Origin of the sequence: Microcystis sp. LE19-10.1B (assembly GCF_027530565.1) — a bacterium.
In the GTDB taxonomy this organism is placed as follows: domain Bacteria; phylum Cyanobacteriota; class Cyanobacteriia; order Cyanobacteriales; family Microcystaceae; genus Microcystis; species Microcystis aeruginosa.
In genome coordinates this window covers 1-9,752 of sequence record NZ_JAPZQM010000520.1, presented here as the reverse complement: position 1 = coordinate 9,752, position 9,752 = coordinate 1, and the positions used below count along the sequence as shown (strand labels likewise).

Genomic DNA, 9,752 nt, shown 5'->3' with positions numbered 1-9,752 from the left:
CTGGGAGTGAGCGGGGGGAAAATTCAGGTACTTTTTCCCTGAAAATTAGGTAATTGACCAGATGAAAATCGGTAAAACCCTACACCCCACACCCCACACCCCACACCCTGCCCCCACGAAAAACTTTTTCAGCAAACCCTATTTATATCGTCATCAGAAAATATAGCAGTTAGCCGTCTATTAGATATTTTAGTACAAATGCTCGGACTTGTGTTCTAAATGTTCCACAAGTGCTTCGCCATCGTTCCGCTTATCTTCATGAGACCCCTGTTTAATTCTATTTTTTTACCCTTAAGTATTTCTACTTATTTCTAAAGTTAGATGCTCCCGTGTTTTCTTAAATGTATGGTAGAGGCATCTTGCCTTAGTCGGGATTAACCTTCTGTTAACTAAATTAACAGAAGGTTAATTAGATTAAGCTTTAGCTAATTAAATTAAATTAGCCTACCAGGGGTGACAAAAGTTAGTCACTGGTTCGCCCCTTCTTTGCTGTCAATTAATTTCAGCCTTTCTCACAACCATTCCCTAGGGGGGTTAAATTCATGTTTAAACTAGCTTCAGACTTTTTATCTTTAGATTTTCTCCGCCAACAAAATCAGAAAAATAAGCCAGAAAGTCAATTTAACTCTTTGCCAATTTCTCAAATCACGAAAGAGGGTAAAGTTTTAGCGATAATTCTCCGACGAGAGTTTAACCAAGAGGGGATTCATTTCCTAACTCCCGATGATTTTTCCCAACAGTTGGCCTATATGAGACACCCGACGGGAAAAAGTATTATGCCCCACGTTCATAACAAAGTACAACGGGAAGTATTTTTTACCCAGGAAGTCTTAATTATCAAAAGAGGAAAACTGCGGGTAGATTTCTATGATGACGACCAACAATATCTAGAAAGTCATATATTGAGAGATGGGGATGTGGTTTTGTTGATCCAAGGTGGTCATGGTTTCCAAGTCTTAGAAGAAGTAGAAATGATTGAAGTAAAACAAGGTCCCTACGTTGGTAATCAGGATAAAACTCGCTTTACAGGAATTGAGGAAACTGTGGTTAAAATGGCGGGAGCAGAGATAGCATGAGTAGCTTTATTCCCGTCAATGAGCCACTACTTGCGGGCAAGGAAAAACAGTATCTTAACGAATGTATTGATAGCGGTTGGATTTCTTCGGAAGGTCCCTTCGTTCAGAAGTTTGAAGAAAATTTTGCCCTCGCTGTTGGGCGAAAGTATGCCGTTTCCGTGTGCAATGGTTCTATGGCCTTAGAAGCGGCCATCGTCGCTTTAGGAATTGGTTCGGGGGATGAGGTGATTCTCCCCACTTTTACCATCATTTCCTGCGGAGCTGCCATTGTCAAAGCCGGGGCGATTCCCGTGGTCGTGGACTGCGAAGCGCAGACTTGGAACATGGATATCGGGCAGATAGAGGCAAAAATCACGCCCCGCACTAAAGCGATAATGGTGGTTCATATCTACGGATTACCGGTGGCAATGACTCCAGTTTTAGAATTAGCTCAAAAATACGGTTTAAAAATTATTGAAGATGCGGCGGAAATGCACGGTCAAACCTATCAAGGTAAACCCTGTGGTAGTTTCGGTGATATCAGTATCTTTAGTTTCTATTCCAACAAACATATTACCACTGGGGAAGGGGGCATGATTGTCACCAACCAAGAGGATATTTTTGAGCGTTGTCGTTCCCTGAGAAATTTATATTTTCAGCCCCAACGACGTTTTATTCACGAAGAACTGGGCTGGAATCTGAGGATGACTAATCTGCAAGCGGCAGTGGGTTTAGCACAATTAGAACAGCTAGAAACTTTTGTCCAGCGCAAGAGAAAAATGGGCAGACGCTACAGGGAATTATTGCAAAATATCCCCTGTCTAGAATTGCCTCTACCTCAAACTGATTATGCCGAAAATATTTATTGGGTTTATGGTATTGTTCTCAAAGATGAGGTTAACTTTGATGCTATGGAAGCGATGAAACGCCTCAAAGAACATCAGATTGGTACGCGTCCTTTTTTCTGGTGTATGCACGAACAACCGGTATTTCACAAAATGGGATTATTGCAAAATGTTTCCTGTCCCGTGGCTGAAAGACTGGCGCGCAGGGGTTTTTATCTGCCTAGCGGTTTAGCTCTCACGGACGAGCAAATTGAGCGAGTGGCCCAAGCAGTTCAGCAAGTTTTTGCTGAGGCTGAGTAGGGATGAAAAATTGATGAAAATTTTTTGAATAAAAACCGACTTTTATGATAATTGGCACGGAGTTTTTATCTTGGGTAGTAATTGCCTCTGGTTGCTTTTATTCCCTATATCTATGTATTTCAGTTCCCAAGGATGTTTTTTTTAATGGCGATGGGGCGCTGAAAGCTTTACTAGCTCGTCAGCTAAGTAATGGTCCATGGCGATTTGACTTAGTTGAGCGCGCAGAAGCTTGGGTTACTCGTCTTTGGCAAGAGGGTTTATACAGTTATCGCCCCCCTTTTGTTTACTACTTAAATCAACGTTATTATATCTCCTTTCCTTTTTCATTCTCTTTGCTAACTTCCCTTTTTTATAAACTTTGGGGTTATCGTGGGTTTTACTTGATTCCCCTCCTATCAATTTGGGTATTGTGGCTCAGTTTTTCAAGAGCAATTCCCGCTTTTTCCCTAGACAGTTGGGGGAGTCTTTTGGGATTAGTTATTTTGATTTTTGCTTCGCCCTTAACTCTATACAGTGCCATATATTGTGAACATACCCTCGCTGTTACTTTAGGATTTTTGGGAATTGTTATCGCTTTTTTTCTACCCGATACAGCTAATAGTGGCTGGCTGCCCAATTTATTAGGCGGATTTCTAGTGGGTTTATCAGTATGGTTCCGCTCCGAATGTCTGGCCCTAGTGGCAACTTTAACTTTATTAGTTTTCTTGGGTTTAACTCCAGAACAAACCTCAATTTTTGCTTGGTATTCAACCGAGCAAAATCTTAATGTTTCTGATTTTCTGCTAACTAATCGAATAGCTTTTAGTTTTGTACTAGGTATGATTGTTAGTGTGTTTTTACTGTGGTTGTGCAATAAGTTAATTTATAATCGTTTTCTAGGAGTTCACGCTCTGTTAGTCCTTGAGGAGTTTTCTTGGAAAAAACGTATTCAAGAAGCCCTGACCAGTTTTTATCAGTTGAATAGCTCTTTTTTGCTGCATTTTCCTATCTGTATAATTCCCTTAGCTTACTTGCTCACTTGGAGCGGTCAACAATTGAATTTTGCCAGGGATATTCCCGTAACTTTAATTAGTATAATGGCGATTATCATCTTGGCTGTTCTCGTCAATCTTCGCTGGCAAGGAATGGTCAAAACCAAGGCGTTAGTCAAGGACAATATAATTTACTTCCTGATACTTTTAGCCAGTTGTTATCTATTTGACATCGCCAATATATCTCTAGATAAACAAATGCTTTTTGTCTATGATCTCTATTTTATCTACACAGTAGGGGTGTCTTGTTTAGTCGATATTGCCCCGGGAGAAGTCATGGTGGGAGGTAAACAATGGGGACCGAGATATTTATTGCCTCTTATCCCCTTTGTTACCTTATTAACGGTGGAACAAGTAAAAATTGTCGGAGCGAACCAAGAAGTTTTACTAGCCAAGGGAAGCTGGGTTTTACTGTTAATCTTACTGGCAATAGCTGTCTATAAAAACATTTATCAAGGTGGAGAATTTTTCTATAAAACCCATCAGGGGATAGCACCAGCTATCAAAAGCATAGAAGAGAATCCTAATTCTATTGTTGTCTTTTCTCATCAATATGCGGCACAAGTTTTGGGTTTTGGTTTGGAGAAACAAAAAACTTTCTTCCGTGTAGAAGATAGTCAAGCCATGGTTAAACTATGCCAAGAATTAGTCGGTCAAGGATTGTCTAGTTTTCCCTACGTTTGCTATCCCTATCGCCCTTGTCAACTCTTAGAATCCCCACCGGAAGAACTGGAATTTAGCCAAGATGGACAAAAGTTTCAAATTGGCATAAATCGCTCTGGAATCATTGGTAAGTATCCTTTCTATGAAATAGTTATATCTGCTTCTGAGACAGGTTTACTATCCAAAAAATCCGAGGATAAGCCCACAATTACCCCAGCAGCTAATGATTTAGTCTGTACGATTTTACCCACTTATAACGAGCGAGATAATATTAGTCAATTAATTGAACGTTTACTAGCTAGTGTTCCTAGTCCTTATTTAGTGCTAGTGGTGGATGATAATTCTCCCGATGAAACTTGGCAGATAGTAGAAGATTTAGCCAAACAATATCCCACTCCTCCCCAAGATTCGCAATTCCAATCGGGGGTAATTTTGTGTCGCAGAATCAACGAGAAAGGGTTAACTTCGGCTCTACAGAGAGGTATTGACGATGCGATTAATCTGTATGGGGCTAAAATTATTACTTGGATGGATTGTGATTTATCTATGCCTCCAGAAGCTCTGCCACAATTAATCACACCGATTCGAACTAAAAAAGCTGATATGGTTGTAGGTTCTCGTTGGATTCCGGGGGGTAATGATGTTGCCCACGGACTGATGGCCCGGATGTTAAGCTGGATTATTAATCGCATGGCCATCGTGATGCTAGGCAATCAAGTTCACGACTATACCAGTGGTTTTATTGCCGTTCGTTCTCAGGTTTTAGAAAAAATTCGCTTAAAGGGAGATTATGGAGAATACTGCATTGATTTATTAACCCGTGCCAATCGTTTAGGTTATAAGTTAGTGGAAGTTCCTTATCTTTGCGTTCCCCGCATTTATGGTGAGAGTAAAACTGGAATTAATCTCTGGGATTATTTGTCAAAAGGACGGAAATATGTGGCAACTATTTGGCAATTATGGCAAGAAAGATAAGACAATTATCTCTTTTTTTAACTAGAATTAGTGATTCTCTTGATTCAACTCTAGGAGCTAAACTTATGAAGAAAATGTTTACTTTTTGGCCTTGGTTAGCTACCGTTGGGGTGGCCTGGTCTTTGGGTTTTTTTTATAACGTATACTACGGTGGTGAATTAAAGTGGCTCCTACAAATGTACGAACAAAAAGTATCTTTTGCCAAGCAGATAGATGCACCGAGACGAATAATTTTTGCGGGGGGGTCGGGAGTACAATATAGTATTAACTCTCAATTCCTCGAACAGGAGCTAAAAATCCCAGTTTTTAACTTTGGTTTACAGGGAGATTTGGGATTAAATGTCATTTGCCCAATTATTTTAGAACAGGTACGTCCGGGGGATATAGTGGTTCTCATTCCTGAATATTTGATGTTACTGGATGATGATGGTATTGGTTATGGTGATGGTTTATTTGGTTCGGTTCCCTTTAGTGTTGCCATTGGAAAACCGGGTTTAGGAAATATACCCTTAGAACAATTAGTTTCCGAGACTTGGTTAATGGGAGTTCCTAGTTTACGCGCTATAGTAAAAACTGCCGTTGATGTTATACAAACAGGAAAAGCTAGGGGTTATTTATCAGATCCAATCACAGAAAAAGGAGATCCTACCGTAGTCAAACATCGTACAGGTAAATGGTGGACTAGAACATTTGATCGACCTGTTTCGCAACACTCCCTCAAACGCATCGCTCAATTTCAAGAGGAGTTAAAAGCTAAAGGTGCTGATTTAGTAGTTTCTCTCTCTTGGGTTTATGCTAAGACCGATGAAACTACCGTCAAAAATGTTAAAAAAACTATTGAAGAATTGTCTAATATAGTGCCTTTAATCTACAATCCAAAAACTCTTAATCTGCAAACAGATTCTAGTTTATTTGCCGATACCCATGAGCATTTATTACCGGAAGCAAGAATAAGACGCTCTAGGGAACTGGTGCAACAACTGCGTCCTATAATTCAGGAAACAACTACTCAAAATCATCGAATTATTTCTATTCTCAATCGATAATTTAAAAGTTGATCGACTTTTTGTACTAGCAGTAATTTGGGATGGAGATAGCAGGGAATTGATTTAACCGGCAAAATTACCGTAAATTTCCCTGAATTTATTCAATTTTATTTTTTGGAATTGTTCTTCCTTCAACAAAGGTTCTTTTCCTCTCGGATGTTCCTGACTCTTTTTCTTGAGATTTTAACTCCTTCTTTTCCTAATTCGTTAAAGCTTTTGATAATTTGGGTTCTTCGGTTTGTGTTATGCAATGGACGGGAGTTATAAGGGGTGAAACCCTTATATAGAAAGACATTGCTTCGATTTTTGCCAATTGTTTTCAATCTAGAACGAGCTAATCAATTAAGTCTTTTGCCAGATAAGGATTTAGCCGATTTTTGCCCCCTGATCGAACCATACCAAGTAACGAAGAACCCTCTTTTTCTTGAGATTTTAACTCCTTCTTCTCCTAATTCATTAGAGCTTTTGAGAATTTTAAAACTATATTGATAATCTCATCCCACAGCTACTGCCGCATTTTTGATTGTCCATCCTCAAGATATTTTACCTAACCAGTGCCATCTTCTTGTTGCCACCGAATCTTGACTTGCTTTATATCTATCTTTCATTTGCTCTGAACTTGGATGTGCGGCTAAGTAGGCTTTTTTGGGCATTTTATCTCCTCGTCCTTACTCTTCTTATGATACTAAATCCGGTTATTAAAGACTGATTATTTATTCCTCCTGTTGCCTCTTGCCTTTTGCCTTTTGCCTGTCCTAATAAGTAGCCTATACTCAACGGATTTAGTATGATAACAGGATTTGCTATTACCCCTCGCTCAAATTTGTGCTACTATGGAAGGTAATATCGAGGATTTAATTTCTTGGCCTCCTAGTGCTAATCATTGGGTAAAACCCTTATAATTACTAGAATATGAAGATAAGCTGAAAGATTCCCCGTTTGCAATTATTATGTATGAATAATGTTATTGACCATGATCGTTTATTTAAGGAATTAATTGCGACTTTTTTTGTTGAATTTATTCAGTTGTTTTTTCCTGAGATTATCAATTATTTAGAGCCTAATCAGATCACATTTTTAGACAAAGAAGTCTTTACCGATGTCACGGAAGGAGAAAAGTATGAAAGTGATTTAGTCGCCCAAGTTCAATTTCGAGGACAATCATCATTTTTCTTAATTCATCTAGAAGCACAGTCTAGCTCTCAACCGGAATTTAATCGGCGAATGTTTACTTATTTCGCTCGTCTGCATCAAAAATTTGCCTTACCAGTTTATCCCATTGTCATATTCTCCTATGATCGTCCACAAAAAGAAGCAATTCGTCAATATAAAATTGAGTTTCCTGACTTAAAAGTGTTAGAATTTAACTATCAAGTTGTCCAGTTAAATCGCTTGAATTGGCGAGATTTTATTAATCAACCTAATCCCGTCGCCGCCGCTTTGATGGCTAAGATGAAAATTGCCCCTCGGGATAGAGCAAAAGTTAAGGCACAATGTCTAAGATTATTGGTAACATTAAGATTAGATGCCGCTAGAATGCAATTGATTTCAGGCTTTGTCGATACCTATCTCAATCTCAACTCGTCCGAGGAGATAGAATTTCAACAGGAGATTAGCACATTTATTCAACCCGAACAGGAGGGAGTTATGCAGATTACAACCAGTTGGATGCGCCGCGGTTTAGAACAGGGTTTAGAACAGGGTTTAGAACGGGGTTTAGAACGGGGTTTAGAACAGGGTTTAGCAAGAGAAAGAAATCTAATTATTCGTCTGATTAAACGTAAGTTAGGAGCTATTGATGTGGATATAGAGAGTCGGATTATGCCCTTGAATATTGATGATCTAGAACGAGTGGGGGAAGCTTTATTGGATTTTTCAACAGTGGAGGATTTAACTAATTGGTTAAATGCTTTAGATGCTTAGTATTTTTCTCTTAAACTTCACAGAAGGCTAGGTATGGATATGAGTATAACTTTTGAAAATGCCATCCAACAAACTCAAGATTTACTAAGTCAAATTGAGTTTTTAGATACCGATACAATAACTCAGAAAATTACTGAGTTAGTCTCCACAGAAAATGGAGCTAGAGGATTTTTTGTTACTTATTTAACCAGCGATTTACCCTATACGGAACATCCTAGTTTAGAAGTAATCACTGCTTTAAAAACTTCCCCGATATTGGTGAATGAATTATTAGTCAAAAATCTGGCTATGTCCACGGCAATGGTCATCTATCATCGCAGTCAAGGAGACGAAGAAAACGCCCAAGGTTCTGAGAAAGTCCAAGAAAAAACTGGTCAACTAATTAAGCAGTTATTATCGCAGTCCTTGGGGGAAAAATTACAACAATTAGCCACCAGTTTAAACACAGGACAAGGAGAATATCAAGCCTTTCTAGAACGCTGGGGATATGACGATTGCCAACGTCAAGCGATCGCAAAAATCATTCAACCTTTTCTTTAGTAACTAGCTGATTTTTTCCCAAAGATTTCGCCCAAAATAGGGAGCGATCGGTTAGAGGAATTAACTCTTTTACCTCTTGTTGGCTGCTAAAATGGCTTATTGAAGTAAATCGGCTCTCTTACTCTTGGTGTGATAAGTTTAACTTATATAAGACCGATCAATCTTTGTGTGCTTTGTGTCTTTGTGGTTCGTTCCATTCGCTCGCCAGTGGGAATGTATCTGAGAATAGATTTTACCCACCAAACCCAAGAGAGCCGCAAATCCCCAGCAAAGGCATTAGGGGGTTTTGCCATAGCCGCCACAAAACCAAGGCATTTAACCACTGTACCAGTATTTCTTAGTCAACTTCCGGGAGGTAAAACCCCAAGCCGATGATGGGATTTGAACCCACGACCAATTGATTACGAATCAACTACTCTACCACTGAGCTACATCGGCACATTGCCAGTTCCCGATTATATCACGGACAATAGATACAGAGCTAGAAAAATTTTTTTATGAGCAAATCCCCTCGACTTGATCCCCAAAAATACGCGCGCTTGAAAGAGGAAGCGGCCAATCCCTACCGAGGTCTGCGGCAGTTTATCTATCTCGGTCTAGGGGCCTCTGGTTTTATCGGTGCGGTGGTGTTTCTGGCCCAATTAGCGGCAGCCAGGGACGTAGCCACCGCCTTACCCAATTTTGCCCTACAAATCGGTGTGGTGGCCCTGATGATTTGGTTATTTCGTCGGGAAAAAAAAGCTGGCGGTTGAGGGAGTAGCCACCGATAGCCAAAACGGTCTCTTTCCCTGGAGAATAAAAGTTAACATTAACTCCAATCTTTCTGTGTTATGATCAGGGGGAGAGTCAAGATTAGTGTTCAAGTTCGTTTTCAGTATTAATTCGGTAAGTCTTTTACTTTAGTATTGTTCGGCTTCTCCCTGAATTTTGTGTCTCCACACCGTTTCGAGTATTGTTCGAGGATTCAAGTATTATGTCTATTTTTGTTGGTAATCTCTCTTACGAGATTTCCCAAGAAGATCTGGTCGATGTCTTTGCAGAGTACGGCAAGGTTAAGAGGGTTCATATTCCCTTGGACAAAGAGACACAGCGCAAACGCGGTTTCGCCTTCGTGGAAATGGAAAGTAAAGCCCAGGAAGCCGCCGCAATTGAGGCACTAGATGGTGCTGACTGGATGGGGCGATCAATTAAAGTTAACGAGGCCCGCGAGCGTGAAGAGCGCGCGCCCTTCAATGGTGGTGGTGGTGACAGAAAAAAACGCTATTAAGCTTTTTTTGTGAATAATTGTGGGAGGGTGGACAGGGTTCACCCTTTTTTGTCGGCAATTGCGATCGCTGCTCCTCTCAAAACCAATAGAAATCTAAATGTCTGAGT

General features: G+C 39.9%; 9 protein-coding genes and 1 tRNA gene. 9 read left to right on the top strand and 1 reads right to left on the bottom strand.

Going from position 1 to position 9,752, the window contains the following annotated elements; all coding sequences use genetic code 11:
- Positions 1 to 542: 542 nt before the first annotated feature.
- The 7 genes from O9332_RS18635 (at position 543) to O9332_RS18605 (ending at position 8,378) form a co-directional block, all read left to right on the top strand.
- Complete coding sequence (locus O9332_RS18635) at positions 543 to 1,076, top strand: cupin domain-containing protein (RefSeq protein WP_002759194.1); 534 nt, start codon at positions 543 to 545, stop codon at positions 1,074 to 1,076.
- Complete coding sequence (locus O9332_RS18630; protein WP_002759190.1) at positions 1,073 to 2,200, top strand: DegT/DnrJ/EryC1/StrS family aminotransferase; 1,128 nt, start codon at positions 1,073 to 1,075, stop codon at positions 2,198 to 2,200. Before O9332_RS18635 ends, O9332_RS18630 begins: the two co-directional genes overlap by 4 nt.
- A 44-nt stretch (positions 2,201 to 2,244) precedes the next feature.
- Entirely contained in the window at positions 2,245 to 4,869 is a 2,625-nt protein-coding gene (locus tag O9332_RS18625) for a polyprenol monophosphomannose synthase (RefSeq protein WP_288026805.1), read from the top strand.
- A 65-nt stretch (positions 4,870 to 4,934) separates the two neighbouring features.
- Positions 4,935 to 5,915, top strand: coding sequence for a hypothetical protein (locus tag O9332_RS18620; RefSeq protein ID WP_002759187.1), 981 nt, complete (start codon positions 4,935 to 4,937; stop codon positions 5,913 to 5,915).
- Between the two features lie 306 nt (positions 5,916 to 6,221).
- Positions 6,222 to 6,404 (top strand): hypothetical protein, encoded by a 183-nt coding sequence (locus O9332_RS18615; RefSeq protein WP_196219826.1) that lies wholly within the window; start codon positions 6,222 to 6,224, stop codon positions 6,402 to 6,404.
- Positions 6,405 to 6,869: 465 nt separating this feature from the next.
- Positions 6,870 to 7,838, top strand: a complete 969-nt coding sequence (locus O9332_RS18610) for a DUF4351 domain-containing protein (protein ID WP_002759186.1) — start codon at positions 6,870 to 6,872, stop codon at positions 7,836 to 7,838.
- A 39-nt stretch (positions 7,839 to 7,877) separates the two neighbouring features.
- Complete coding sequence (locus O9332_RS18605; protein ID WP_043999067.1) at positions 7,878 to 8,378, top strand: sll1618 family protein; 501 nt, start codon at positions 7,878 to 7,880, stop codon at positions 8,376 to 8,378.
- Between the two features lie 366 nt (positions 8,379 to 8,744).
- On the opposite strand, the gene O9332_RS18600 is transcribed toward O9332_RS18605, so the two are convergent.
- A tRNA-Thr gene (locus tag O9332_RS18600) sits at positions 8,745 to 8,816 on the bottom strand.
- Between the two features lie 59 nt (positions 8,817 to 8,875).
- Between O9332_RS18600 and O9332_RS18595 the strand changes: the two genes are divergently transcribed.
- Positions 8,876 to 9,130, top strand: a complete 255-nt coding sequence (locus tag O9332_RS18595) for a DUF3493 domain-containing protein (protein WP_002759181.1) — start codon at positions 8,876 to 8,878, stop codon at positions 9,128 to 9,130.
- 221 nt (positions 9,131 to 9,351) lie between these two features.
- Positions 9,352 to 9,645 carry an RNA-binding regulator gene (gene rbp / locus O9332_RS18590; RefSeq protein ID WP_288026800.1) on the top strand — a complete coding sequence of 98 codons (294 nt, stop codon included), beginning with the start codon at positions 9,352 to 9,354 and terminating at the stop codon, positions 9,643 to 9,645.
- The last annotated feature ends 107 nt before the right edge of the window (positions 9,646 to 9,752 follow it).

Coding starts and splice junctions, on each gene's coding strand:
- O9332_RS18635 (WP_002759194.1), top strand. CDS start 543: ATGTTTAAACTAGCTTCAGACTTTTTATCTTTAGATTTTCTCCGCCAA.
- O9332_RS18630 (WP_002759190.1), top strand. CDS start 1,073: ATGAGTAGCTTTATTCCCGTCAATGAGCCACTACTTGCGGGCAAGGAA.
- O9332_RS18625 (WP_288026805.1), top strand. CDS start 2,245: ATGATAATTGGCACGGAGTTTTTATCTTGGGTAGTAATTGCCTCTGGT.
- O9332_RS18620 (WP_002759187.1), top strand. CDS start 4,935: ATGAAGAAAATGTTTACTTTTTGGCCTTGGTTAGCTACCGTTGGGGTG.
- O9332_RS18610 (WP_002759186.1), top strand. CDS start 6,870: ATGAATAATGTTATTGACCATGATCGTTTATTTAAGGAATTAATTGCG.
- O9332_RS18605 (WP_043999067.1), top strand. CDS start 7,878: ATGAGTATAACTTTTGAAAATGCCATCCAACAAACTCAAGATTTACTA.
- O9332_RS18595 (WP_002759181.1), top strand. CDS start 8,876: ATGAGCAAATCCCCTCGACTTGATCCCCAAAAATACGCGCGCTTGAAA.
- rbp (WP_288026800.1), top strand. CDS start 9,352: ATGTCTATTTTTGTTGGTAATCTCTCTTACGAGATTTCCCAAGAAGAT.